The organism is Pseudomonas monteilii NBRC 103158 = DSM 14164 (genome assembly GCF_000730605.1).
Lineage (GTDB): Bacteria > Pseudomonadota > Gammaproteobacteria > Pseudomonadales > Pseudomonadaceae > Aquipseudomonas > Aquipseudomonas monteilii.
Map to the genome: position 1 here is coordinate 68427 of NZ_BBIS01000017.1, position 24500 is coordinate 92926.

The following is a 24500-nucleotide window of genomic DNA, read 5'->3' on the forward strand; positions in this document are numbered from 1 at the left end:
ATTTTCTTATGTCAATCCTGTGGTTATGCTCAGGTAGCGATCAGTTTGGATACCTTGGGGATGAAATCAAAGGCGATACCCTTTTGTCGGCGTCCGCCAGAAGTCAGTGACTTTCGGGCAACGTACTCAGGCTTCGGCGTGATGAGCGGGCAAGGTATTTTGGGGAAATTTGCAGGATATCCTGCGCCATTTTCTTCTTGATAGAACGGCGTGAGAATTGTTGCACAAATTCAAGGCGGGATGTCTTCTGAATCTCCAACCGCTGGAATGCCTGAATGGCCGACTCGATATCGCAGGGCGGGAACAATGCTACGTTCTTGATTCGTTTCTGCGCGAATCGGCCAGCGTAGCCTGACAAACCACCCCAGATTGGCTTGTCAGTCGCGGCATACTCGAAAAGCTTGGAGGGTAACACGCGGCGAAATGCCTTGAGGTTGTTTAGATGTAGAAATAGAACATCAGCTTGACAATAAATACGCAGCAACTGATCGCGCCTCATCGGTGGCGATATGCGCACGTTGTCCACCTCGGCATGTTCTAGTGATTCGTTCAAGGCTTCTAGGGCACTGCCGGCGCCTATCAGATGAAATTCAACTTTATCGGCCAAACGTTTGGCCAGCTCTGGAAGAATCTGATGGAGCCCTTGCCCTGTACCTATGTTTCCGGCGTAGACCACTTGCAACCGCTGTGTGCGCCTTTGGGGAACTGACAGCTGGGGAACCTCAGAGTGCTCGATGAATAGATCATCAACGCCATTGGTATAAAGCGTGAACTCACGTCCAGGATAGCGGGTCGTAAAGTAGGGTAAGAAGCCTGGGGAAATCAGGTTGACTTTCGTCGCTTGGTTGACAGTCCATCGTTCTATCGGAGAAAAGATTGATGCCGCCAACAGGCCCCAGCGTGAAGGTAATAGTTCGCGCAAAGTGTCGACCAAGATATCGCGAATGTCGAGATAGAGTCCACAACCGTTGCGTTTTGCGATCAGGGCACCCAGAGAAGCTGTCATTAGTCTTGATGATGTAGCAAAAACAAGGTCGTACTTTTTTTTACGGGTAATTTTAAGCGCATTCAACGCGAAGCTGGCGAATGCCTGCGCTTGGTCCCTGATACCACTGCGATGTGCAGGCACATCAATCCGTCTGATTGTCAGCAATGGCAACCGCTCAATGCTTACCGCGTTTGCAGTGAAAGAGTGGTAGCGGTTCGGTTGGGTGGTAACAAGCTCAATTTCCACTTGGTCGCCAAGTTCGGCACAAAGTGCATTGACAAGCGCTTCCGCACGGAATGAACCTGCAGAAAGGTCCGGTGGATAGTAAAAACTCAGCAGGAGGATCCGCGTCGTCATGATCTTGCCTGCGATGAGTGCGGTGCAGAAGAGAGAACCTGTTGGTACAAATCTACCAGCCGCGACTCCTGCTGCTCCCAGTTCAATGTGGCAGCAGTCGAGCTTGCATTTTGCGCATAAGCCTCACGCAAGTTGGCATCCGAGACCAAAACGTTAAGGGCATGTGCAAGGCTTGTTGGGTCATCAGATGGAACAAGTAGACCTACGTCATGTCTGCGCACGATCCGGCGGATTTCCGGGAAATCTGTTGCCACCACAGGCAAGCCGGCAATTATATATTCAAACAATTTATTCGAGTCTGTGGTGTAGTGGTTAAGGCATGTATTCTCGATAGGTTGTACACCGATATCTGCGGAGGCCGTATAGCTCGGGAGTTCTGACAGCGGGACCGTCGGTATGATGCGCACTCGGTCTTGTAGCTCAAGTTCTTCAATAAGTTGGTTCAGATTGTGGGCAAGGCGGCCCCCCCCGATGAGCACGAAATAGGCATCTGGTACCTTTGCAGTGGTACGAATAAGCTTCTCGAGCCCACGACCTTGTTGCAGACCTCCTTGGTAAATAACGATCGGCCATGGCTCAGTAAGCCCAAGTTCCTCACGAATCCTGTTTGTGGGGGCGCAGCGTGTTAACCGTGGCCGGTTCTGTAATACTGTCGGGCGTTTGACGTGATATGCCCTGGCAAAATACTTGGCGCGAGCATCCGTGGTAGTGATAGTGCCATCTGCCGCCGGCATCAGTCGTTTCTCAACCATACCCACCAACCGGCGGAAGCTATCGTAACCTTCTCGGCTGGTGCTGATTTCATGTGCGTCATAGACCAAGCGAGCGCGGCTGATGCGAGAAGCCAACCAAGCAGTTGGTAGTGTGTTTACGTCGTGAGAGTGCACCACACTTGCTCCATAGCGGACCATGTGCACGAGCAGGGCTGTGTGAGTCCAGGCACGGGCGATGAGACGCAACACTTGATGCCTGATACCCAGTTTGCCAATAGGTCCCTGATTTTTACCGGCTTGGGGGGGCAACGTGGAAGTAATTTTGCGTTTACGCATTCGCCATAGCGGGCTGCGCGCCACACGAAAGACTTCAACTCCGTCTTCGAGGCGCTCTTGCTGCGGTGTGATACCAGGCGTGTGCAAGGCGAAAACACGGACTTGATATCCTGCATGTTGCAATGTCTGGGCCTCTTTGAGCACTCGGGCGTCATTAAGGAACTCATTCCAGACGATCATTGCGATTTTTTTCATTGAGTGGACTCCTGCCTGAGATCTGGTAATTTTTGTGCCTCAGTTGCGGCAAGAATTTCATCCAGCAACCTGAGTGCAGCTGGATAATCCTTTCTTAGCAGGAATCTTTCAAAGCTGTACATGAACGCGGACAGTAAGATGTCGTGGGTAGCTGTATTTAATAAGGTTGGGCGGTTGTTGCGCGCGATTTCGATTGCCTTGAAAAGACGCTCTTTCTCAATGACGGGCCAGTTACTTCCTACCGCCTCGATTCGCCAGTTGCTCCAGTGACTAAGTTGGTATTGCTTTGAGTCGGAGATAAGTAACGCCTCTGAAGTGATGTCCAGCGATACGATTTGCCGAGGTAGGGCGCTGAGCCTTTTGATAATGAGTTCGAAAGAGTCGAGAAGACGCTCTACTTTTCCTGCATCCTCCGGTGTCGAGCATACGAAACGCAGAGGCTCTATCATCGCCCTCTCTAGCCGTTGCTCCAAGTAGGGACGGGAACGGCTGAAGCGCGATATCAATTCGCTGGCTGGTTCGCAGCACAGAAGCGCCTCGTTGATTGCAACAACACCATCGCCAATCTGTCGACGGATCAGCTTCTTGTGGCCATCCAGTCGGAAGAGGTGGCAATCGATCCCCTGCAGCACGTAATGTCCTAGCCACTCAATGGATGGCAATCGCGACTGGTGCTCAAAGAGCAAACGCTCCTGCACGGCCAAAGTGGTGATGTTATTGCCGAACAGCTTGGCCAAATATTCTTGAGGTTCGTCGTCGTTCAGGACGGTAATGTGAAATGCATAGACATCAACTGCATCAATTTGGTGCCAGCTGATCTGCAGGCCATTGTGGGTGTCGATACCCGCTTGGTCCATTAGCTTTTCTATCCAGGCTTCTCGGCTGGATGGGCTTAGCATACATTCGAGTTGGTGATTATTCTGCCGTTGTTCGAGTAATGGCTGGGATTGAAAGAACATGGCATTGATCTGACGATGTTGCATACGAAGACTAATTATGTCCTGCACCATGCTGGTCAAGCGTTGTAAGGCCTGGCGCATGACGAGTACCGCAATGACTGCATGAAAGATACGTTGGTGCGGGAAATATAGAAAGTCGGCAACCAGGCAGAAAAAACTCAGCAGAAAACCAGTGGCCGACAACGCATTCAGGATGTTGCCGTGATTTTTCTGAAATTGCACTTGAATGTGAGGGCTGAAGTTATAAGCCGTTACACATAGGAGCGTAGCCAGAATCGTGTATCCAAGCACGATAGCGAGCAGTTTTGGATAAATTATCAGGAGAACAACAGCACTAATGGCGAAGAAGAGAGCGGCTGCCATGGCTCGAGTAAATTTCGAGTATGCGTAAGCCGCAATCTTCTCCTGATTTTCAATAATGTTTAATTTAGCGCTACGTAATAGGAGCGTTCGCGCACCTTGACGGCAGCAATAGGCGATCAGCAATTCGCTGAGCAGGTAGAGCACATAGCACGCCGCTGCTGCCACACTAAGTGACACGATCAGGTGATTTTTTTTCAATGCCTGAAAGGCGCTGGGGAAGTAATTCGGTATTTTTTCGGAGCCTAATAAGATGATCACCTTAAGAGGCAGGAAAAAGGCGAGCAGAAGAAAAATCTGACTCGCCAGGGTTGTGACCTGCACAGTAATAGTCGTGAAGGGCACAACCCGAAGCAGTTTGATGCCTATCGACAGGCACCAGCCTAGCGTCGACTTAATATGCTGTTGAAGCTTCATCGGCGGATGATTCGTTCAATGGATTTAATCGACGCTTGCCGGGTCATTTTTCTTGCCAGTAAAGAGTTGCGATGGTAACAGTGTTTTTATCGTTGTTGACGGTGGTGTAAATTCCGCCAATTACAGGAAGATCTTTCTTGTAGTACTGAACTTTGAATTGGTTGCTGTCGTTGCTGATTACCTTTCGGGTGAAACCCGCATTTTGCAACTGCATGTACACGTCGTTTTCGGCCAGCTTATCCGCTGAGGCGTAGCTGTACTCATGCATGCTCAGTTTCCCTGCGCTATTGGGCTTTGCGTAGGATTTCATGTGCTCTGCACTCAGCAGCAGGATCGAGCCGTCAGCAAGATTCAGTTCAGCTTTAGGCTGTGCAGGTTGTACTGTCTCTGCTGCCTGATTGTCAGTTTTTTGGGATTCAGCCGCTTGCTTATCACAACCGGATATTGCGATAGCGAACAGGGAGAGCAAAGCAGCGGTTTTGATTTTCATGTTTTCCATTATTCCTTTGGATCAGCTCATGATTCGTGCAAGCAGTTGTTTGGCAACAGTTTTGTAGTAGGTGCTGTCATAGTGATAGGGGCAGAAAGCCCGCTTGTGGTCGCCGCCTGCGACCAGCCCGGCTTCCAGGCCCCCGATCTGTTCGACAGCGGTTGCCGAGTCTTCAAGCGTGGCGAGCATAGGGTCGATGACAGAGTTGTTCAACTCGATCAGCTTCTCAAACTCACCACCTTTAAAACTTTCAAGGCTTGAGTCTTTTTTGTATTGCTGCGCCCATACTGCTCGGTGAACGAAGATGTTCGGACAAATATTAGAGACTCGCTCTAGGAAAGCAGGCAATGCCCACTCTCGCAATTGTTTTATCTCCGGACTCCAAGGGCGCTTGATCTCATGAGGGATGCTTTTGCGTTCCAGCGCTTTGAGCAGTGGTCCGTTGGCAGACATGAGAGAGCTCTGGTGTTGGACAATCCCAATTCGCTCATCAATGAAATCAATGATCACGATATCAGGACGGGACTGTTCGAGAAGCTGCCAATGCAGCTTGTGCTGGTCCCAGTGAGAGCGCTTGCCTTCAAATGAGCTTGCGTCTATGCCAAGCTTTGGATCGAAACAAGGCGGGGCCATCCAGGAAACGACGGATGAACGAGCCATATAGAAACAGATTTCGAATGCTTCAAGCGTGCTCTTTTGAAACTCGAACAAATCTCGAGTTACACAGGAGCCCAAGATGGCTACTCGGATTTTTTCTTTGAGTGGCCCCGCTGGATTTGGACGAACAGCCGTGCGTTCGAGTTTTGCTTTGCGCGTTATCAGGGCGTTCAGGCATTCACTGGGTTGGTCAGTGCCCTTGTTGAGCTCGATTTTGATCTGGTTGCGCACATTGCCAAGCTTTTCAAGATACTTATGCGGCATACCTATCGGCGATTGTTTGAGGAGCGCGGACAGGAAGTCCAAACGCTGCTGGCTCAAACCGAATACGCGCAGTTGTGATTCTTTCAAACCTTTGGTTTTGCTTGTGTCGCCGAGAATTCGTGCGCGTGCACCGAAGAAATAAGAGTCACTCAAAGGATGCTTGGTGTAGGTGTAAAGCGGTTGTTTTGATTTCAGCAGGATGTGTTTGGCGTTAATCTCCTGCTTTTTCAGCGTCTCCACCACCAAATGGTGGGCATACTGAGTGATGCTCCGGCTCTTGGTTCCGCGAGTCTTGTCAACGAGCGTCAACGCCAAGGCCAGCGTGTCATAGGTGACGGGACGGTAGCAGTCATCAGACGGCAGGAACTCCAGGCCGTTGTGCAGAGAAATCAGCAACATCTCTTCAGCATGCTCGTTCGATCGTGCGTGCTGCTGAATCGTGTCGATTACTTCCTCATGAATGCAATCGTCATCATCAATTCTCGACGTGAGGACGATATCCTCGCGCGTTTGTGCCAAGAGCTTGGTCACCTCTTTGCCGGTCAGCGAATAGTCGCTGACCTTCTGTGTCTTGGCGTTCAGGCCGGATGCGGTGATTGCCGCCTCCAGGCGTGCTTGGTGCAGGATAGGGAGAGCTTCGTCGATGAAGATCGTCCACTCAAAGTCTCTGTTGCGCTGGTTGGCGAGGGATGGGAAGACCGTATTGGTGAAAATTTCCAGCCTATACGACAACCACAGCTCATCCTTGATTCCGATGCCAAAGTTGGTGAAAACGTAATGTTTCAAAGACTTGCTCATATCTACTTCAAACGTCTCGGAATGTGTTCAGTTCAAGGGTGGCCATCTTCTTCCAGTCGCTTTGGCCGCGCACGCGTTCTGCAGCTTGGCGGGACAGGGTGGAGAACAGCGCTTGATCCAGGTACATGCGTTCAAGGGCCTCGGCCAGTTGTACGGCGCTTTCCGGTTCGACGACAAAACCACTTTCCTTGTCCACGAATTCCGGAATCGCCGCCACACCGGTTGTGACAGGGACAAGCCCGGAGGCCATGGCTTCGTCTCGCGATACGCCTTGGGTATCCATACGGCTCGGGCACAGGAATACTCCGTGCTCCTTGTGCAGCGCGGCGATCTCCCCGTGGTTGAGGAAGCGGCGCTCGATGTGCACGTTTGAGTAAGAACGTAGCGGTGCGAGAGTATCCTCAAACAATGGCCCGTCGCCCACGATTCGGAACGTCATGTCCTTGAACCATGGCTTTTCGGCCAAAAGTTCAATAGCTTTGACAGTCAGATCATTAGCGTATGTTCGCGAGGTATACGGGCGGATAGATAATACCTTTTTTCGCTGTTCTGCTGCTTTCTGAACGTAGCTGAAATTTTCGGTATTGATGGGGTTGTGGATAATCTCGTACTGGCCTTCTGGCAGGCGGAAGCCAAGGTCTTCCATGACTTCTTCTGCAAAATAGCGGGAAACAAAAACCAGCTTCAGGTTCTTGTGCATCGGCTGCAGTATGGCACGCCAGAAACTCATGCGTTTGTCGCTGGCGAGCTTGCCCAACTGCAGTTGTTCGTCGGTGTTGAAATTGTACTCGCGGCGCCACCATGGTTGGATCTCTGCACCATGTACCCATACAGTGATTTGGGTGGTATTCAGGTAAGAGCGCAGTACATTCCACATATTCTCGTCCAGGAAATGAACGAGAATTGACTTGTAGCGGTTTTTCTCAAGCATTTTTGCCAAGGTAGAGCGGCAACCCGTAACCACATCAATGTTCTGGAACTCGTGGTAGCTGACGGTCTCATTGTCGCGCAGGCGGAAGACATCTACTTCAACGCCTTGCTGCTGATACGCTGACACTCGGCTATGCACAAACTTGTTGCGATATAGGTCTGCATAAGCCGGGTAATGGTTGGTCAGCAGCAAATGCTCGCCGCGCCCCATCATTTCGGAAGGTTGCAAGTTGCGATGGCCAAGGACTAGCGCCCTCAACTCCGTGCTACCCGATGCATAGGCGCGAAGGCCAAAACGAACATACGCTGCTTCTGGTGGTACTTCGGCTGTCTGGTTGCGGTTGGCATGTTGCATGACATGGCTGATCCGCTGTTTGTCAGCGTCGAGGAACAGCACTACCAGTTGCAAGTTGAGGCCAGGGGTGCTGTCGAGGAACAGTTTGAGTTTACCGTCAACGCAACCGATCTCTTCCAGGCTGGACTCCTGCTTCGAGTAGATGTACTCGTGCTTACCGTCTGCCAGCTTGGAGTACACGCGCCAGTTATCGCCATCAACCGAGAGTTCAAGGAACTTGTTGTGGGCTACGCCAAACATTTCGGCCAAGCCTCGGCCACTGATCTCAGGGGCATCGCGGCTAGCTTTCAGTGGCTCAATGGACTGCGCTCGCGCCTGTAGCTGATCGATGGTCATACCGATGTTAAGCACAAGGTCGTTGACCTTGGCGCTGATGCTTTCATGCTGTGCAGCGCCGTTCTCGCAATAGTTGAACGGATCAATCGCCAAGCCTTGGGCATGGGTGTACTGCAGTGACGGCAGATTCTTCAGCCAGCTGCGCAGCGGCTGTTCAGCAACAATTTCGGTAGCAACCAGCGAACGGCGGGCGCTCAGGGTCTGGATCGGGCGGTAGGCCTGTTCGCTCGACATCAGTTCGGCATTTTGGCCCTTGCAGGTGAAGTGGGCTGCTTTACCGACTACCTGGGCACGGCTGTAGCGGGTTGCCAGTGCCAGGTCGAGCAGGTAGTTCGGGCCATAGTAGTCGCCGGGCATAAAGGCGGCTACCCAAGGTGTATTGCCAACCAGTTCACCCAGCGAGGTTTTTTTCAGTTGCGCTGGTTTGAGCACCAAGATGCGTGGGTCATCGCTGACGATGCTGCTCTGGTAGGCATCGCTGATGATGACCATGCGCACCTGGCTGTAGGTCTGGCGGTTCAGGTGGGCGCGCAGCGTGTCGAACTGCTCGCGGTCCTGGGCTTCACCGATCACCACGATCTCCGGCAGGCGCTGGGCTTTCGCAGTACCGGTCACCTTGCTCAGCACGTACTCGAGACGCTGGGTGTAGGTGTGCTCTTGCATCACTTTACGCAGGGCTGCGAGCTTGAGCTTGTCACTGTTGAGCGGGTCTTCGGCCAGCAGTTGGAGGCGGCGCAGCATTTCTTCGCCATTGTCGGTGGTGACGACCAGGTCGCCGAACAACAGGCGTACACCTCGGGAGAAGTTGCTGACGGTGATGGTGTTGCAGCCCAGCAGCTCAAACACTCGACGTGCGAACATCGATTGCGACTGCTTGATCGAGTTCAGGTTGATCGCGTAGCGATAGCCTTTGTAAGCCGTGTCGATTTTTTCGAAGGGCAGAGTGCCAACGATGTACGGCTGGTATTCCTCGGGGAACTGGTAGTTGGCGTCGTTCTTGCCGAAGTTGCGGTCGAAAATTTCCAGCGGACGGAACTTAGGCAGTTCGCATACGAAGTTGCCCAGGTCTCGGGTACGCTCTGGGTAGCGGGCGTAGTAGGCGCCGGCGAAGCAGAATGCGTCTTTGCGCTCGTACAGCTCGATCGGGTTGTGCAGCGCTGGCTGGCAGGCGAACGGCAGCAAGTAGACGCGGTCGTGACCGAGCGCACCTTTATAGCGGTGAATGCAGTCGATGTCAGTGGTGAACACGTGGTCGAACTGCTTGGCGGTGGTCAGGAAGGTTTCGAAGTGAACCGGATCTTCCTTGTTCCAGAACACCGTCGGTACCTTGTTCTGACGGCACCAGGCCAGGATGTCCTGCAGCTCTTGCCCGTTGTGGCCAACTTTGCTGCCCCAGAGATCGTCCTTGCCGCGCCACGCGGATTCGATGAACAGCAGTTCTGGGCCAAAACCTTCGATTTCCGCTTTCCAGTTGGTTGGAGTGAGCGGCATCAAGTCACATTCGTAGCGATAGGAGCCGAAGGTAAACTCATCCATTACGCACGCCACTTTCAGGCGGCTGACGGGTTGATCGGCCTGCCGCAGCAGGGTGGTGCGGCTCTGCTCGCTGGTCGGAAGGGCCACCGGCAGCTTCAGGTAGTTCTCGTCCTGTACGGCAGGTGCTGGCAGCAGCGCCTTGTGTGGTTCGCTGGCCAGCAGCTTCTGCTCGTTATGCTGGCGTTGCTGGCTGGCTTTTCGGTACAGGCGTAGCAGGCGCACTGGTAGCTTGACCAAGCCGCCCAGTGAAGTGGCGCTGTTCTTTATCTGGTAACCAAGCTGATAGGTCATGCTTGCACGGGTTTTGACCAAGCGCTGCTCTGCTAGGTGGCGCTGGGTATTGGCACGCCCGAGGTTTTCATTGAGCTCGTCGATCTTACGCTGCTGTGCGGCACTGCGTTCAAGCAATTGATTGAGGCTGGCCTTTAGCTGTGGGATTTGTTCGCCGGTCAGTGTGCGGTACTTCATGTTTGCCGCACCCAAGCCTGCCTTGGACGAGTTGAGCTCGGTTTCAAGTTGCTGGCGCAGACCTTGCCATTCTTTATTGGTGGCAGCGAGGCTGGCTTCGGCTGCCTGACGGCTGGCGCTTTCAAGCACCAGTTGCTCTTCCAGCATCTCTTTGGCTTGATTGAGTGACGCAATGCTTTCTTCGAGGGCCGCCCGCGCTTCTTCAGATTCAGTATTGGCAACGGTCAGCTTGTGCAGCTGGTCTTCCAATTGGCAGCGTTGTTCAACCAAGGCATTGATTGAGTTTACCTGGGCAGCATGTTCACGCTGGCTTTGAGCCTGAGCGTCATTCATTCGCTGCAATTGAGCTTCCAGTTCAGCTTGCCGATTTTGCAGCACAATGACCGTGTCGGTTTGAGCTGCATAGGCCTGCTGGCTTTGACGCTGCATCTCGTTCATGGCTTGCCGCTGCTTGGTCAAATCAGCTTCCAGTTCAGCTTGACGTGCCTTCAACAGGGCAATGGTCTCTGCCTGAGCAGCGTCGGCCCGTTGGGTTTGGGCCTGCAATTCGTTCATATACTCCAACTCGCTTTCAAGTTCGGCTTCCAGTTCCGCTTGGCGCAGGCGCAGCGTGGTAATCGTGTTCTCTTTCTCAGCAATATCCTGCTTGCTTTGGGACTGCAGGCGGGTCGTTACCTCAATCTGGTCTTGCAACTTGATACCCATCGTCGCTAACTGTTCGCGCAATCCTGCGATGGTTTCGAGGTGGGTAGCGTTGGCTTGGTCAGATTGGGCCTGAAGCTTGCTCGTTACTTGCAAGTGGCGCTCAAGGTCGGATTCCAGTGCCGTTTTCTGGGCCTGCAACTCCGCGAAGTTCTGCAGAGCGGTCGCTTCTGTGTGTTGAGCCTGAGCTTGATGGTCGCTCATAGCCTGCATCTGGCTTACCAGTTCGGCCCGTAATGCCGCCTGCTGTGCATGTAACGCGGTGATCGCGTCGATATGCTCGGCGTTTTTCTGCTGTGCATCGATCAGTAGTTCAGTAGCTTGTTGGTGTTGGCTTTCCTGTTCGGCTATCAGTGCGGCTTGATGGGCGCGCAAGTCGGTGATGGTGGCGATATGGCTATCGGTGACTTCCTGCGCTTGGGACAGCTGGACGGCTAAAGCCTTGAGCTGTTCTTCCTGCGCCAGTTGTTTCTCTTTGGAGCCACGCAACTCGTCGGTTGCCTTAATCAACTGCATTTCCACTTCGGCGTGCTGGTTCTGCAGCTGATCGAGTCGTTGCTCTGAGTCTGCGAGGCTTTGTGCGTAAGCCTCTCTAGACGCCGCGAATTGCTGTTCCAGTAGGCCATATTGCTCAGTCGCTACACGATCCTTTTCGTTGGCTTCCGCCAGCTGCTGCGTGATCTCTTCAAGCTCCTGGACATGCTGCGCGTTGGCTTCAAGAAGCTCGCGGTTGGATTCTTGCAGCGTCGCGATATCCGCATCGCGCGCCTGCAACCGCTTGGAAAGCGCTTCAACTTTTTGGGCTTCTGGCTTGAGCAGGGTGATTTGCTCAGTTGCACTGCGGTACTTTTTGTTCGCCTCTTCCAGGCGCTTGCCAATTGCGCCAAGATTTTCGCGCAAGGCGCGCTCAATAGCTTCAAAGGCCTTTTCCAGCTCACGCACACGCTCGACAGTCAGTGACTCGATGGTCCCAGGCTTATGCGCCTCGCTCTTCACCGCAACAATCCCCAACCACTTGCCCAGCATCTTCACTTCGATGATCTGCAAATGCTCGGCCAGCAGCCGGAACGGTTCCATCAGGTAGAACGTGTGCTTGTGGTCAATGAAGTCATTGACCCCGAACGGTACGGTGATCACCAGCCGACCACCCTGCTTGAGCAGGTCGTAGGCCTTTTCGACGAACAGCTCCGGGCGTACCAGGTGTTCGAGCACTTCGCTGATGACAACGGTGTCCGGTTCAACCTCGAGCGTATCCAGCGCGAGGAAGTCTGAATTGATATACGTGACGTTTTGCTGGATGTGGGCAGGTTCCGCAGACAGGTAACCCTTGGCCTCTTCGATGGCCTGCGGGCTGGTGTCCACACCGGTGACCTGGCAACCCTCACGTGCCAGCAGCAGGGGCACGATGCCCTGCGAGCAGCCCACATCCAGGATCCGGCGCCCTTTGACCTGGGCGCAGATCCAGTGGATGCGGGACTGCGTTTCGCGCATGAACTGATCCCCCAGCTTGCCGTAATAGGCTTCCATCACGCGATCATGAATATCGGCCAAAGGTGAAGGCAGCTCTGTGTTCACGGTAGGTTTCTCAAGCGTGGGGTTGTTCATGCGGTTGGGTCCATCAGGCCTGGGTAACGCCAGCGGCGTCGATCACAAAGGCCGCGTCGCGTACGTTGAAGGTGCCGCGGAATTCGCGGTGCTTCACCAGCAGCACGTGGATGTCGGCGCTGTCCTGGGCAAAGTCGAATTCCACGTGCTCGTGGCGCGCCAGGCGCTGCGGCAGGGCTTCGATGTTCGGCTCGACCAGTTGCAGGGTGGCTTCCAGCTCGTTACCCAGGCGCTCGGCGATGCTCAGGGCCGGGCTTTCGCGCAGGTCGTCGATGTCGGCTTTGAAGGCCAGGCCGTAGCAGGCGATTTTCACTTGCTGGGCCGACTTGCCCGGGTTTTTGATCAGGAAGTTGGCCAGGGCCATCTTGACCTTGTCGATCACCCACTCAGGTTTGCTGTCGTTGACCACTCGGGCAGTGCGGATCAAGCGAGCCTGCTCTGGGGTCTGGCTGACGATGAACCATGGGTCTACCGCGATGCAGTGGCCGCCAACACCCGGGCCAGGCTGCAGAATGTTGACGCGTGGGTGGTGGTTGGCCAGGCGAATCAGCTCCCACACGTCGATGTCCAACTTGTCGCAGATGATCGACAGCTCGTTGGCGAAGGCAATGTTCACGTCACGGAAGCTGTTTTCGGTCAGCTTGCACATTTCGGCAGTGCGGGCATTGGTGACGATGCACTCGCCTTCAACGAAGGTGCGGTACAGGCGTACGGCCGCTTCCGAGCACTTCTTGGTCATGCCGCCGATGATGCGGTCGTTTTCTACCAGCTCGCGCAGCACGTGGCCTGGCAGTACGCGCTCAGGGCAGTGGGCAATGCGGATGTCGGAGGCTTCGCCGTGGGTTTGCGGGAAGCTCAGGTCCGGGCGGGCTTGTGCCAGCCAGAAGGCCATCTGCTCGGTGGCGCCGACCGGGGAGGTGGACTCCAGGATGACCAGGTCGCCTTTTTTCAGCACGGGCGCGATGGCCTTGCTGGCGGACTCGATGTAGCTCAGGTCCGGCTGGTGGTCATCCATGAACGGGGTCGGCACGGCGATCAGGAAGGCGTCGGCAGCTTCTGGCACGGTGGAGGCGCGCAGGTAGCCTTCGGTTACGGCAGCGTGAACCACCATGTCCAGCTCAGGCTCGACGATGTGGATTTCGCCACGGTTGATGGTGTCGACCGCGTGCTGGTTCACATCGATACCGATCACGTGCTTTTTGCGGGCGGCGAAAACGGCGGCGGTTGGCAGGCCGATGTAGCCCAGGCCTACGACGGAAATCTTGTTGAAGCTCATGCTGCGTCCTTGGAGTTAGAGAATGCGGAAAGTGCGTCGAGGATTCGCGCGCACGCTTTTCCATCGCCGTAGGGGTTGTGGGCGAAGCTCATCTCGCGGTAGGTCGCATCGTCGGTGAGCAGTTTTGCCAGGTTCTCGGTGATCGATTCCACATCGGTACCCACCAGCTTGACGGTGCCGGCAGCCACGGCTTCCGGGCGCTCGGTGGTGTCACGCATGACCAGTACCGGCTTGCCCAGGGCAGGGGCTTCTTCCTGGATGCCGCCGGAGTCGGTGAGGATCAGGTACGAGCGGGTCATCAGGTACACGAACGGCAGGTAGTCCAGCGGTTCGATCAGGTGGATGTTGTTGACGTCGGCCAGCAGGCGGTTCACCGGTTCGCGCACGTTCGGGTTGAGATGCACCGGGTAGACGATATCCACGTCAGGGAATTGACGCGCGGTGTCTACCAGCGCCTGGCAGATACGCTCGAAGCCGCCACCAAAGTTTTCACGGCGGTGGCCAGTGACCAGCACCATGCGGCGTTCAGGGTTCAGGAAACTGAACTGGGCTTCGAACTGGTTTTTCAGGGCCGGGCTTTCCAGCTTGCGGACGACTTCCAGCAGCGCGTCGATCACCGTGTTGCCGGTGGTGTAGATGGTCGCGGCGTCAGTGCCTTCACGCAGCAGGTTGTCCTGCGAGGTGGAGGTTGGTGCGAAGTGCAGGGCGGCCAGGGCGCCGGTCAGGCGGCGGTTGCCTTCTTCCGGCCATGGCGAGTACAGGTTGCCGGTGCGCAGGCCTGCTTCCACGTGGGCGATCGGAATCTGCTGGTAGTAGGCGGCCAGGCTGGTGGCCAGCGTTGTAGCGGTGTCGCCGTGCACCAGCACCACGTCGGGCTTGAACTCGGCCAGCACAGGCTTCAGGCCCTGCAGAATGGCAGTGGTCACGTCGGTCAGGTCCTGGCCTGGCTTCATGATGTTCAAGTCGTAGTCGGGCGTGATCTCGAACAGCTCCAGTACCTGGTCAAGCATCTGGCGGTGCTGGCCGGTTACGCAGACGCGCGACTCGAAACGGTCGTCCTGGGCAAGGTTGAGGGCCAGCGGTGCCATTTTGATGGCTTCTGGGCGGGTGCCAAATACGATGAGGGTCTTGAGGGACACGGCGACGGTCTTCTGTGTATTGAGTGAAGGCGGTTGGAACGACTGCTAAACGCGAGGATCCGGGTGTTGCTCAGGTCGGCCGAGGGGTGGGCCTAGCTGGCACGGCACGACAGAAATCGGGCAGGGCCAGTGGGGAGAGGTGAAAAAAAATTCATTCTGCTCGGATCCTTCAAGCGAAGCGGTTGTCCTATCGCCGCGAATTTATCATTTTGTCATCAATATGGCATCCCGTCTGGCACGTTTTTTTCCCCTGATCGAGCGAATTTTCCCATATAAATCTAAAAATTGGATCCGATTTTGGTTATATAGATCGGATAAAACGATTGTTTGATGCTATACAGACATCATGCCAACGAAGTCGATATAACTATCGTATGCGACGAACGGGTGGGAGCCTTGTCCAGCAAGGCTTGTAGGAAAAACAACAACTTTTGGTCTGAATGAAAGCCAAGTTAAACGAGAATTTACCTAGCGGCGATTTGCCATCGCTTTTTTTTCATGAAGTTAACTCGAAGCATGGCTAAACGCCATCATTTTTGGGTGGTCTTAGTTGGTTTTTTTAATGTTTGATTCGGTAACGATTAACAAGGGCAAGTGCCTGTTTGCAAAATGGCAGAACCGCTAGGGTTGATTGCGCAGCCGAAGGAAAACGGCTGCTAGAAAATGACCAACCCAAGGAGTCTTTACTCATGCGTAATAACGTTCTGTCGTACCTGCTGCTGCCGCTGTTCGCCAGCCTGTCGTTCTCCCTTAGCGCGGCACCTGCCAGTGCCACGGCGGTGCCAGAGCCGGTGCCGGTTGTGGCCCAGATGCAGGCGCAAGAGGCGCCACGGCTGGACCTGAACAAGGCTGATGCACTGACCTTGCAGAAGGAGCTGAACGGCATCGGGAAGGCCAAGGCCGAGGCCATCGTGGCCTACCGTGAGGCCAACGGGCCGTTCGCTTCGGTGGATGAGCTGCTGGAGATAAAAGGGATCGGGAATGCGTTGCTGGAGCGCAATCGGGATAAGGTGATGGTGGAGTAAGGGGGCGGCAAGGGCTGCTTTGCAGCCCATCGAAGCTCAAGGCCGCTCCTGCAGTCACCGCGTTCATTGTTGAATGGGGGTGATTTATGTGGGGGCGGCTTTGTATGTTGAGGGGGTAAGGCTAATAGTAATAAAAATTCAATAAAACAATGGTTTAGCCATTGTTTTCGTAAGCGTCAAAAAACTGCCCGTCGTCATGGTTTTCAACCCGTTGCTTTATCCTTTTTATCGGTCGTGCGCATCCTTCGCATCCGCTTCGGCATTGCGCTCATGCACCTTGCGCAATTGTTCTTCGGTCAGGGGCAGTTTTTTTGCCGTGTCGCGCAGCATCATCAGCCCACCGACGATGGAGCCGAGGGCTATGATGAGGATCAGCCAGGCATACCAGGGCATTGTCGTTCTCCTTAAACGGGGGAGCATTGCTTGTACGAAATTTGAGCAGTAGCCCGTTCCATTGGTTCAATTATAGGAGCCAGCCGCCGCCGGGCCAATTCCGTGACCCGCGGGCCCCAAAGCCTGCGTCACTTCGTTTACAATGCGCGCCGTTTTCGACTTGCCAAGAGACCCTGCCCATGTCCGCCTGCCAGACGCCCCTGATCGTCGCCCTGGATTTCCCTACCCGTGAGGCCGCCCTGAAGCTGGCTGACCAGCTTGACCCTGCGCTGTGCCGGGTAAAGGTTGGCAAGGAGCTGTTCACCAGCAGCGCTTCGGGCATTGTCGAAACCCTGTGCGACAAGGGCTTCGAAGTGTTCCTGGACCTCAAGTTCCACGACATTCCCAACACCACCGCCATGGCGGTCAAGGCAGCCGCCGAGATGGGTGTATGGATGGTGAACGTGCATTGCTCCGGTGGCCTGCGCATGATGGCCGCCTGCCGTGAAGAACTGGCCAAGCGCAGCGGCCCACAGCCATTGCTGATTGGCGTGACCGTGCTGACCAGTATGGAGCGTGAAGACCTGGCCGGTATCGGCCTGGATATCGACCCGCAAGAGCAGGTGCTGCGCCTGGCGGCATTGGCGCAGAAGGCTGGCATGGACGGTTTGGTGTGCTCGGCGCTGGAGGCCCCGGCGCTGAAGGCTGCGCACCCGTCGTTGCAACTGGTGACCCCGGGTATTCGCCCAGCAGGCAGTGCGCAGGATGACCAGCGCCGTATCCTCACCCCGCGTCAGGCGCTGGATGCAGGGTCTGATTACCTGGTGATCGGCCGGCCGATCAGCCAAGCGGCAGACCCGGCGCAAGCGCTGGCTGCGGTGGTGGCGGAGATTCGTGGGTGAATAGCCTGCGTTAATGCAAAAGGCCAGCACGATCGTGCTGGCCTTTTGCATTTCTACCGACTCACAGTCCCGCAAGGAGCCCTGCGGGCTTGATGAGGGTTAAACCTTCAACACCAGCTTCCCGAAATTCTCCCCACTGAACAGCTTCAACAGTGTCTCGGGGAACGTCTCCAGCCCCTCCACCACATCCTCCTTGCTCTTCACCTGCCCACTGGCCAGCCACCCGGCAATCTCCAGCGCCGCCTTGCCGTAGTCCTTGCTGTAATCCATCACAACAAAGCCTTCCATGCGCGCACGGTTCACCAGCAGCGACAGGTAGTTGGCCGGGCCTTTGACGGCCTCTTTGTTGTTGTACTGGCTGATGGCGCCGCAAATCACGATACGGGCCTTGTAGTTGATGCGGGTCAGCACGGCATCGAGGATGTCGCCGCCCACGTTGTCGAAGTACACGTCCACACCTTTGGGGCATTCACGCTTCAGGCCGGCCAGCACGTCTTCGGCTTTGTAGTCGATCACCCCGTCGAAGCCCAGTTCGTCCTTCAGGTACTGGCATTTCTGGGCGCCGCCGGCAATACCGACCACACGGCAGCCTTTGACCTTGGCGATCTGCCCGACAATGCTGCCCACCGCACCGGCCGCGCCGGAAATGACCACGGTGTCGCCGGCCTTGGGCTGGCCGACGTCCAGCAGGGCGAAATAGGCAGTCATGCCGGTCATGCCCAGTGCCGACAGGTAGCGGGGCAGGGGCGCCAGGTTGGGGTCGATCTTGTGCAGGCCCTGGGGTTCGCCAGTGAAGTAGTCCTGCACGCCAAGGGCGCCGCTTACATGGTCGCCAGGCTTGAAGGCGGGGTGATTGGAGGCGACCACTTCACCCACGCCCAGTGCACGCATCACCTGGCCCAGGGCCACAGGCGGGATGTAAGACTTGCCTTCGTTCATCCAGCCGCGCATGGCCGGGTCCAGTGAGAGGTACAGGTTGCGCACCAGTACCTGGCCTTCGCCGGGTTGTTCGGTGGGTACGCTCTCGAAGGTGAAGTCATCGCGGCGCACGGCGCCGACCGGGCGTTTGGCGAGCAGAAAACGGCGGTTGGTCTGGGTCATGGCGGGTCCTTGTGGGCTGTGGAGGGAGTCAGGCGTTCAATCTACCTTGTTGATGTAGGTAGGTCCGTAACATCACTGACAAGCATGGTAGCCCAACCGTTGGTGTGATGATGCTGCCCGGCCCTGACGTGGCTGACTATGCTCTGCATCCCAGCCAACCCTCACAGGAGCACGCGATGAGCATGACCTTTTCTGGCCAGGTGGCCCTGGTTACCGGCGCCGCCGCCGGTATCGGCCGGGCAACTGCCCTGGCTTTCGCCCGCGAGGGCCTGAAAGTGGTGGTAGCCGACCTCGACCCGGTTGGCGGGGAAGCCACCGTGGCGCTGATCCACGCGGCGGGCGGCGACGGGCTGTTCATTGCCTGCGACGTTACCCGCGACGCCGAGGTGCGTCAGTTGCATGAGCGGCTGATTGCCGCTTACGGCCGGCTGGACTACGCCTACAACAATGCCGGCATCGAGATAGAGCAAAACCGCCTGGCCGAGGGTAGCGAGGCCGAGTTCGATGCCATCATGGGCGTGAACGTGAAGGGCGTGTGGTTGTGCATGAAATACCAGCTGCCCTTGTTGCTGGCCCAGGGCGGTGGGGTAATCGTCAATACCGCTTCGGTGGCGGGATTGGGGGCGGCGCCGAAGATGAGCATTTACAGTGCCAGCAAGCATGCGGTGATTGGCCTGACCAAGTCGGCGGCCATCGAGTACGCGAAGAAGGGCATCCGCGTGAACGCCGTTTGCCCGGCAGTGATCGACACCGACATGTTCCGCCGTGCCTACGAGGCTGACCCGCGCAAGGCCGAGTTCGCCGCCGCCATGCACCCGGTGGGGCGGATCGGCAAGGTCGAGGAAATTGCCAGCGCTGTGTTGTACCTGTGCAGCGACGGCGCGGCATTTACCACCGGGCATTGCCTGACAGTGGATGGTGGGGCGACGGCGATCTGAGTCGATACTGTGCCTGGCAGCGCTTTTGATTGCCACGGCGAGGCTAGCGCCTGGCCGCGTATCAATGTCGCTTACGGGCAGGATTCCCGTGCTCAGGCTTTCCTCCAGCATGCAGGGCGACCTCTGCCAAGCTGAAAACGACACGCTCATAGCTATTTGACACTATTCTCACGCCAGGCCCTTGTTCATCGGTTGGCAACGTTGCCACCCTTGGCCCTCGGGATAACCTTACACGCAGAAGGGGAGTCGGCGATGGGCGCGAGCAAGCACGGTGTGCTGGCCAACCTGGGCATGGCCCGCAAACTCGGCTTGGGCTTTGCCCTGGTGCTGGTACTTACCCTGGCAGTGGCGGCCATCGGCATTGCTGCCTTGCACAGCGTTGGCCAGCGCTTCGACAGTTTGCGCCAGTTGGCGCAGTTCAATACCGACCTGCTGCGCTTGCGCCAGCACGAGCAGACGTTTGCCTTGCGCTCCGACATCCAGCAGGCCGAGGCTTTGCGCAACGGCCTGCAGGGCCTTGCCGAGCGCGCCCGTGGCTTGCCGTCGCTGGCGGCGGCGCAAAGCGACCTGACAGCCTACGGCCAGGCTTTCGAGGCCTTTGTGGAGGCCGTGCAGGCCAAGGAACTGGCACTGGACATGGCCAGCTGGTCGGTGTCCAGCGTGGCCAATAACCTCGATGTGCTGCAGGCCGGTCTGGCCGATGACGGTGTGTACACCCTCAAACAGTCCCAGGGCCAGCAGGGCGGCGAGTTTCTGGAGCAGGCTGCGCAGGTGGCGCAGGTGTCGCGGTTGATGTTGCAGGCCATGGACGAAGCGCGGGTACGCCTGGAAAAAAGCCGCAAAGGCGAAGAGGGCGTAAGCCAGGAGCGTATTGCCCAGACAGTGGAGGCCGCCAGCCTGGTGAGCCAGTTGCAGGGTGCGGTCAGTGATGCCGGTTACCAGAGTGTATTGGGCGAGGTGGCGGGGCACATTGGCAGCTTCTCGGAAAAACTCAACGAATACACCGACCAGCTGGCCCGTGAGCAGGGGCTCAAAGCCCAGTTGCAAGCCAGCGCCGAGCAAGTCACCGGCCGGGTCGACCAGGCCTATCTGGGCCAGGAGCAGGTGCTGCAGGGCGAGCTGCAGCGCAATGCCATAGCTATTGGCCTGGCCACGGCATTGGCGCTGGTTGTCGGCTTGCTGGCAGCCTGGCTGATTACCCGTGCGGTCGTCGGCCCGCTAAAGCATGTGATCGCCCGCGCCCAGCGCATTGCCGCTGGCGAGTTGTCGTTCGACGTCCAGGCGCCGCGTCGCGACGAAGTGGGGCAACTGATGCAGGCCATGCAGCAGATGGCGGCGGGCCTGTCGGGTATTGTCAGTGGCTTGCAGCAAGGTATCGAACAACTGGCGGGCAATGCCCAGGCGTTGTCGGCAGTGACCGAGCAAACCAACCGCGAGGTGGGCAGCCAGAAAGAGGAAACCGAACAGGTGGCCACCGCCATGCAGCAGATGACCGCCACCGTGCACGATGTGGCACGCAATGCCGAGGAAGCGGCGCAGGCGGCACAGGCTGCGGACGACAAGGTCGAGTCGGGGCAACAAGTGGTGCGCCAGAGCATGCAGCGCATCGAGCAGCTGGCGTCTGCGGCAGAAACGGCCAGTGCCGGTATCGACAGCCTCAGTGCCGAAATCCACACCATTGGCGATGTGCTGGAAGTGATCAAGAGCGTGGCCGAGCAGACCAACCTGCTGGCGCTCAATGCTGCCATCGAGGCCGCCCGTGCGGGTGAGCAGGGGCGTGGTTTTGCCGTGGTGGCCGATGAAGTGCGCGCGCTGGCGCGGCGTACCCGGCAGTCTACCGAGCAGATCGAGACACTGGTCGCCAGCCTGCGTGGCAACGCCCAGCAGTCGGTGGCGCAGATTCGCGGCAGTACCGAACTGGTGCGCCTGGCGGTGGCAGATGCGCTACAGACCGAGAGCGCGCTGGGCAGCATTGCGTCGGCGGTTTCGTTGATTCAGCAGATGAACCAGCAGATCGCCGCAGCGGCCGAGCAGCAGAGTTCGGTGGCGGAAGAAATCAGCCGTAGCGTGACGCAGATTCGCGGCAGCGCGGATCAGGCGGCGTTGGCGATGCAGGACAATGCCAGGTCCAGTGTGGAGCTGGCGCAGTTGGGCACGGATTTGAAGGGGATGGTGGGGCATTTCAGGTTGTAGTGTTGGTCTTGGGATTTTTGTTGGTTCTGAAATCGAGCGCCGCCCGCGCGGCGCTCGATCTCAACCCTAACGCCAATCTACCTTCATACCCGACGCGGGTTGAGGATCATCAAGGTCACCACCCCCGCCACAATCCCCCAGAACGCCGAGCCAATCGAAAACAGTGTCAGCCCCGAAGCCGTGACCATAAAGGTGATCAACGCCGCCTCCCGCTCACGCGCCTCGCTCATGGCCACGGTCAGCCCGTTCATGATCGAACCAAACAGCGCCAAGGCGGCAATCGACAGCACCAGCTCCTTCGGCAGTGCCGCAAACAACGCCGCCAGGGTTGCGCCGAACACCCCGGCAATACCGTAGAAAATCCCGCACCACACTGCTGCGGTGTAGCGCTTGGCCGGGTCTTCATGGGCATGCGGCCCCGTGCAGATCGCCGCGCTGATCGCCGCCAGGTTGACCCCATGCGAACCGAAGGGTGCCAGTAGCAGCGAGGCAAAGCCGGTGGCCGAGATCAGTGGCGAGGCCGGCACCTGGTAGCCGTCGGCACGCAGCACAGCCACGCCGGGCATGTTCTGCGAGGTCATCGCTACCACGAACAGCGGAATGCCGATGCTGATGGTGGCTGCCAGCGAGAAGCTCGGCGTGGTCCATACCGGTTTGGCCACTTCCAGCTGGAAGCCGCTGAAGTCGAGCAGGCCCAGGGCCCCGGATAACGCAGTGCCCACCAGCAGCGCGGCCAGCACGCAGTAGCGCGGCGACAGGCGCTTGACCAGCAGGTAGCTGAAGAACATGCCCAGCACCAGCAACGTGCGGTGCTGCGCGGCAACGAAGATTTCGCTGCCGATCTTGAACAGAATACCCGCCAGCAGCGCCGAGGCCAGCGAAGCCGGGATGCGTTTGACCAGACGCTCGAAGCTGCCGGTCAGGCCGCAGATGAGCACCAGCACGGCGCAGGTGATGTAGGCGCCAATGGCCTCGCCATAGCTCACGCCGCCCAGGCTGGTAATCAGCAAGGCGGCACCGGGGGTGGACCAGGCGACGGTGATCGGTGTGCGGTAGCGCAGTGACAGGCCGATGCTGCACACCGCCATGCCAATTGAAAGCGCCCAGATCCAGGACGAAATCTGTGCAGTGGTGAGCCCGGCTGCCTGGCCGGCCTGGAACATCAGCACCAGCGAACTGGTATAGCCGGTGAGCATGGCGATAAAGCCGGCGACGACCGCCGACGGGGAGCTGTCTGCCAGGGGCCGCAGGCGTGCGGAGGTGGCATCGGTCATGAACAAAGTCCTTGTAAAGGTGTAAGCAGTTTTTTCAGACTACAGCGCGCAAGGTTGATCCTTGCCATACAGCGGCCATTGCTTTTAGCCGTACAGTCGCCAACTATTGGGCGCAAATGCGAAACTGCTTGGAAGGGGAGGGGCAATGTACAAGGTCTATGGCGACTACCAGTCGGGCAACTGCTACAAGGTCAAGCTAATGTTGAGCCTGCTGGGCCGGCCGTATGAATGGCACCCGGTGGATATCCTCAAGGGCGAGACCGAAACGCCCGAGTTTCTGGCGATGAACCCTAACGGCAAGGTGCCAGTGCTGGAACTGGAAGATGGCAGTTACTTGTGGGAGTCGAATGCCATTCTCAACTTCCTGGCCGATGGCAGCGAGTTTCTGCCCAGCGAGCCGCGTTTGCGTACCCAGGTGCTGCAGTGGCAGTTCTTCGAGCAGTACAGCCACGAGCCGTACATTGCCGTGGCTCGGTTTATCCAGTTCTACCTGGGGCTGCCGGATGAGCGCCTGGAGGAGTACCGCAAGCTGCACAAGGGTGGTTACAAGGCACTGAAGGTGATGGAGCGGCAGTTGCAGATGACGCCGTATCTGGTGGGTGAGCAGTATTCGATTGCCGATGTGGCGCTGTATGCCTATACCCATGTGGCGCATCAGGGCGGGTTCGATCTGGCCGATTACCCGGCAGTAAGGGCCTGGCTGGAACGCGTCAGCAGCCACCCGCGGCATGTGCCGATGGTGGGCTAAAAGCTGACACGCTCCCACAGAGCCTTGCAGCGCTTTTAGGCCGACGCAAAGCGCTCATCCAGATAAGCAATGATGGCCTTGGATTCATACATCCAGGTTACCTTGCCGCCTTCTTCGATGCGCAGGCACGGCACTTTCACCCGGCCGCCACCCTCTTGCAGGGCCTGACGGTGCACCGGGTCGTTCTTGGCATCGCGCAGTGCCACCGGCACGTTCAGCCGGTGCAGGGTGCGGCGGGTCTTGACGCAGAACGGGCAGGCGTGGAACTGGTACAGCGCCAGGCCCTTGGCCGCTTGCTCGATGCGGGCCTGGGCGGCGGCGTCGCGTTTGCGCTTGGCCGGGCGGCTGATCCAGTCGCCGAACACGATGAGCTGGCCGAGGCCAACCCGCAGGGCTTTGACGATCATGGGCAACTCCTGAAATGAAAAAGCCGACCCGGCAGGGTCGGCTTGGGGTCAGCAGCCAATCACTTGATCAGGCTGAGGAACTCGCTGCGGGTGGCGGCGTTCTCGCGGAACTCACCCAGCATCACCGAAGTGATCATGGTCGAGTTCTGCTTCTCGACACCGCGCATCATCATGCACATGTGCTTGGCTTCGACCACCACGGCCACACCGGCGGCACCGGTTACCTGCTGCACGGCCTCGGCGATCTGGCGGCTGAGGTTTTCCTGGATCTGAAGGCGGCGGGCGTACATGTCGACGATACGCGCAACCTTGGACAGGCCCAGTACCTTGCCCTTAGGCAGGTAGGCAACGTGTGCCTTGCCGATGAACGGCAGCATGTGGTGTTCGCACATCGAATACAGCTCGATGTCCCGGACCAGCACCATTTCGCTGTTGTCAGAGCTGAACAAAGCGTTGTTGGTGACTTCTTCCAGTGTTTGCTCATAACCGCGGCAAAGGTACTTCATCGTCTTTGCAGCCCGCTTGGGCGTGTCGAGCAGGCCCTCACGGGAGACGTCCTCGCCAATCTGGCTGAGGATCTCGGTGTAGTTCTGTTCCAGGGACATGGATCTACCTGTGGGAAAAAATCGCAAAAACGAAGGGTACGGCGGTGAGGGCGG

At 57.2% G+C, this 24500-nt stretch carries 18 protein-coding genes and 1 pseudogene; 6 read left to right on the top strand and 13 right to left on the bottom strand.

All coding sequences use genetic code 11. The features are described 5' to 3' along the window. Positions 1-103: 103 nt before the first annotated feature. The 8 genes from PM2_RS10040 to wecB are packed head-to-tail and all read right to left on the bottom strand — an operon-like array spanning position 104 to position 14881. Positions 104-1345, bottom strand: coding sequence for a glycosyltransferase family 4 protein (locus PM2_RS10040; protein ID WP_028698666.1), 1242 nt, complete (start codon positions 1343-1345; stop codon positions 104-106). Next, complete coding sequence (locus tag PM2_RS10045; RefSeq protein ID WP_028698665.1) at positions 1342-2589, bottom strand: glycosyltransferase family 4 protein; 1248 nt, start codon at positions 2587-2589, stop codon at positions 1342-1344. Before PM2_RS10045 ends, PM2_RS10040 begins: the two co-directional genes overlap by 4 nt. Beyond that, complete coding sequence (locus PM2_RS10050) at positions 2586-4325, bottom strand: hypothetical protein (RefSeq protein WP_028698664.1); 1740 nt, start codon at positions 4323-4325, stop codon at positions 2586-2588. The genes PM2_RS10045 and PM2_RS10050 overlap by 4 nt, the downstream gene beginning before the upstream one ends. Before the next feature lie 43 nt (positions 4326-4368). Further along, positions 4369-4815 (bottom strand): hypothetical protein, encoded by a 447-nt coding sequence (locus PM2_RS10055; protein ID WP_232866499.1) that lies wholly within the window; start codon positions 4813-4815, stop codon positions 4369-4371. 21 nt (positions 4816-4836) lie between these two features. Then, on the bottom strand, positions 4837-6534 hold the full coding sequence (locus PM2_RS10060) for a DUF6270 domain-containing protein (protein ID WP_028698662.1): 1698 nt from the start codon (positions 6532-6534) through the stop codon (positions 4837-4839). A gap of 7 nt (positions 6535-6541) precedes the next feature. Then, on the bottom strand, positions 6542-12466 hold the full coding sequence (locus PM2_RS10065; protein WP_028698661.1) for a glycosyltransferase: 5925 nt from the start codon (positions 12464-12466) through the stop codon (positions 6542-6544). 13 nt (positions 12467-12479) lie between these two features. Beyond that, complete coding sequence (wecC, locus tag PM2_RS10070; RefSeq protein ID WP_019096948.1) at positions 12480-13742, bottom strand: UDP-N-acetyl-D-mannosamine dehydrogenase; 1263 nt, start codon at positions 13740-13742, stop codon at positions 12480-12482. After that, the gene (gene wecB / locus PM2_RS10075) at positions 13739-14881 is read right to left on the bottom strand and encodes a non-hydrolyzing UDP-N-acetylglucosamine 2-epimerase (protein ID WP_019096947.1); all 1143 of its coding nucleotides are present in this window, start codon (positions 14879-14881) and stop codon (positions 13739-13741) included. The genes wecC and wecB overlap by 4 nt, the downstream gene beginning before the upstream one ends. Positions 14882-15570: 689 nt before the next feature. Here wecB and PM2_RS10080 point away from each other — a divergent pair. Next, positions 15571-15906, top strand: coding sequence for a ComEA family DNA-binding protein (locus PM2_RS10080; protein ID WP_016715053.1), 336 nt, complete (start codon positions 15571-15573; stop codon positions 15904-15906). Between the two features lie 225 nt (positions 15907-16131). On the opposite strand, the gene PM2_RS29920 is transcribed toward PM2_RS10080, so the two are convergent. After that, entirely contained in the window at positions 16132-16299 is a 168-nt protein-coding gene (locus tag PM2_RS29920; protein WP_016715054.1) for a DUF2897 family protein, read from the bottom strand. 179 nt (positions 16300-16478) lie between these two features. Here PM2_RS29920 and pyrF point away from each other — a divergent pair, with 179 nt between their 5' ends. After that, a complete protein-coding gene (gene pyrF / locus PM2_RS10085; protein WP_019096946.1) occupies positions 16479-17180 on the top strand; it encodes an orotidine-5'-phosphate decarboxylase in 702 nt (233 codons plus the stop codon). A 99-nt stretch (positions 17181-17279) separates the two neighbouring features. Here pyrF and PM2_RS10090 read toward each other — a convergent pair whose 3' ends face one another. After that, positions 17280-18281 (bottom strand): NADP-dependent oxidoreductase, encoded by a 1002-nt coding sequence (locus PM2_RS10090; RefSeq protein ID WP_016715056.1) that lies wholly within the window; start codon positions 18279-18281, stop codon positions 17280-17282. A gap of 176 nt (positions 18282-18457) precedes the next feature. Here PM2_RS10090 and PM2_RS10095 point away from each other — a divergent pair, with 176 nt between their 5' ends. From PM2_RS10095 to PM2_RS32055, 3 genes and pseudogenes are all read left to right on the top strand, one after another. Then, positions 18458-19219 carry an SDR family oxidoreductase gene (locus PM2_RS10095; RefSeq protein ID WP_016715057.1) on the top strand — a complete coding sequence of 254 codons (762 nt, stop codon included), beginning with the start codon at positions 18458-18460 and terminating at the stop codon, positions 19217-19219. A gap of 804 nt (positions 19220-20023) precedes the next feature. After that, positions 20024-20503, top strand: a pseudogene (locus PM2_RS32050) (methyl-accepting chemotaxis protein); the annotation flags it as partial. Between the two features lie 204 nt (positions 20504-20707). Continuing rightward, a complete protein-coding gene (locus PM2_RS32055) occupies positions 20708-21412 on the top strand; it encodes a methyl-accepting chemotaxis protein (RefSeq protein WP_373459426.1) in 705 nt (234 codons plus the stop codon). Between the two features lie 83 nt (positions 21413-21495). Here the strand turns inward: PM2_RS32055 and PM2_RS10105 are convergent, their stop codons facing one another. After that, positions 21496-22686, bottom strand: a complete 1191-nt coding sequence (locus tag PM2_RS10105; protein ID WP_016715059.1) for a benzoate/H(+) symporter BenE family transporter — start codon at positions 22684-22686, stop codon at positions 21496-21498. Between the two features lie 145 nt (positions 22687-22831). On the opposite strand from PM2_RS10105, the gene PM2_RS10110 reads away from it, so the two are divergent. Beyond that, the gene (locus PM2_RS10110) at positions 22832-23434 is read left to right on the top strand and encodes a glutathione S-transferase family protein (RefSeq protein ID WP_016715060.1); all 603 of its coding nucleotides are present in this window, start codon (positions 22832-22834) and stop codon (positions 23432-23434) included. A 35-nt stretch (positions 23435-23469) separates the two neighbouring features. Here PM2_RS10110 and PM2_RS10115 read toward each other — a convergent pair whose 3' ends face one another. Together PM2_RS10115 and folE are read right to left on the bottom strand one after the other, a co-directional pair. Beyond that, entirely contained in the window at positions 23470-23841 is a 372-nt protein-coding gene (locus tag PM2_RS10115) for a glutaredoxin family protein (RefSeq protein ID WP_016715061.1), read from the bottom strand. A gap of 59 nt (positions 23842-23900) precedes the next feature. Continuing rightward, positions 23901-24446, bottom strand: coding sequence for a GTP cyclohydrolase I FolE (gene folE / locus PM2_RS10120; RefSeq protein WP_028698659.1), 546 nt, complete (start codon positions 24444-24446; stop codon positions 23901-23903). Between the last annotated feature and the right edge of the window lie 54 nt (positions 24447-24500).

What these genes read in the sequence shown, in the direction of transcription:
- PM2_RS10105 (WP_016715059.1), bottom strand. Translation starts at nt 22,686, where the DNA reads ATGACCGATGCCACCTCCGCACGCCTGCGGCCCCTGGCAGACAGCTCC.
- PM2_RS10090 (WP_016715056.1), bottom strand. Translation starts at nt 18,281, where the DNA reads ATGACCCAGACCAACCGCCGTTTTCTGCTCGCCAAACGCCCGGTCGGC.
- PM2_RS10110 (WP_016715060.1), top strand. Translation starts at nt 22,832, where the DNA reads ATGTACAAGGTCTATGGCGACTACCAGTCGGGCAACTGCTACAAGGTC.
- wecC (WP_019096948.1), bottom strand. Translation starts at nt 13,742, where the DNA reads ATGAGCTTCAACAAGATTTCCGTCGTAGGCCTGGGCTACATCGGCCTG.
- folE (WP_028698659.1), bottom strand. Translation starts at nt 24,446, where the DNA reads ATGTCCCTGGAACAGAACTACACCGAGATCCTCAGCCAGATTGGCGAG.
- PM2_RS10040 (WP_028698666.1), bottom strand. Translation starts at nt 1,345, where the DNA reads ATGACGACGCGGATCCTCCTGCTGAGTTTTTACTATCCACCGGACCTT.
- PM2_RS10115 (WP_016715061.1), bottom strand. Translation starts at nt 23,841, where the DNA reads ATGATCGTCAAAGCCCTGCGGGTTGGCCTCGGCCAGCTCATCGTGTTC.
- pyrF (WP_019096946.1), top strand. Translation starts at nt 16,479, where the DNA reads ATGTCCGCCTGCCAGACGCCCCTGATCGTCGCCCTGGATTTCCCTACC.
- PM2_RS10095 (WP_016715057.1), top strand. Translation starts at nt 18,458, where the DNA reads ATGAGCATGACCTTTTCTGGCCAGGTGGCCCTGGTTACCGGCGCCGCC.
- PM2_RS32055 (WP_373459426.1), top strand. Translation starts at nt 20,708, where the DNA reads ATGACCGCCACCGTGCACGATGTGGCACGCAATGCCGAGGAAGCGGCG.
- PM2_RS10055 (WP_232866499.1), bottom strand. Translation starts at nt 4,815, where the DNA reads ATGAAAATCAAAACCGCTGCTTTGCTCTCCCTGTTCGCTATCGCAATA.
- PM2_RS10065 (WP_028698661.1), bottom strand. Translation starts at nt 12,466, where the DNA reads ATGAACAACCCCACGCTTGAGAAACCTACCGTGAACACAGAGCTGCCT.
- PM2_RS10050 (WP_028698664.1), bottom strand. Translation starts at nt 4,325, where the DNA reads ATGAAGCTTCAACAGCATATTAAGTCGACGCTAGGCTGGTGCCTGTCG.
- PM2_RS10045 (WP_028698665.1), bottom strand. Translation starts at nt 2,589, where the DNA reads ATGAAAAAAATCGCAATGATCGTCTGGAATGAGTTCCTTAATGACGCC.
- PM2_RS10080 (WP_016715053.1), top strand. Translation starts at nt 15,571, where the DNA reads ATGCGTAATAACGTTCTGTCGTACCTGCTGCTGCCGCTGTTCGCCAGC.
- PM2_RS29920 (WP_016715054.1), bottom strand. Translation starts at nt 16,299, where the DNA reads ATGCCCTGGTATGCCTGGCTGATCCTCATCATAGCCCTCGGCTCCATC.
- PM2_RS10060 (WP_028698662.1), bottom strand. Translation starts at nt 6,534, where the DNA reads ATGAGCAAGTCTTTGAAACATTACGTTTTCACCAACTTTGGCATCGGA.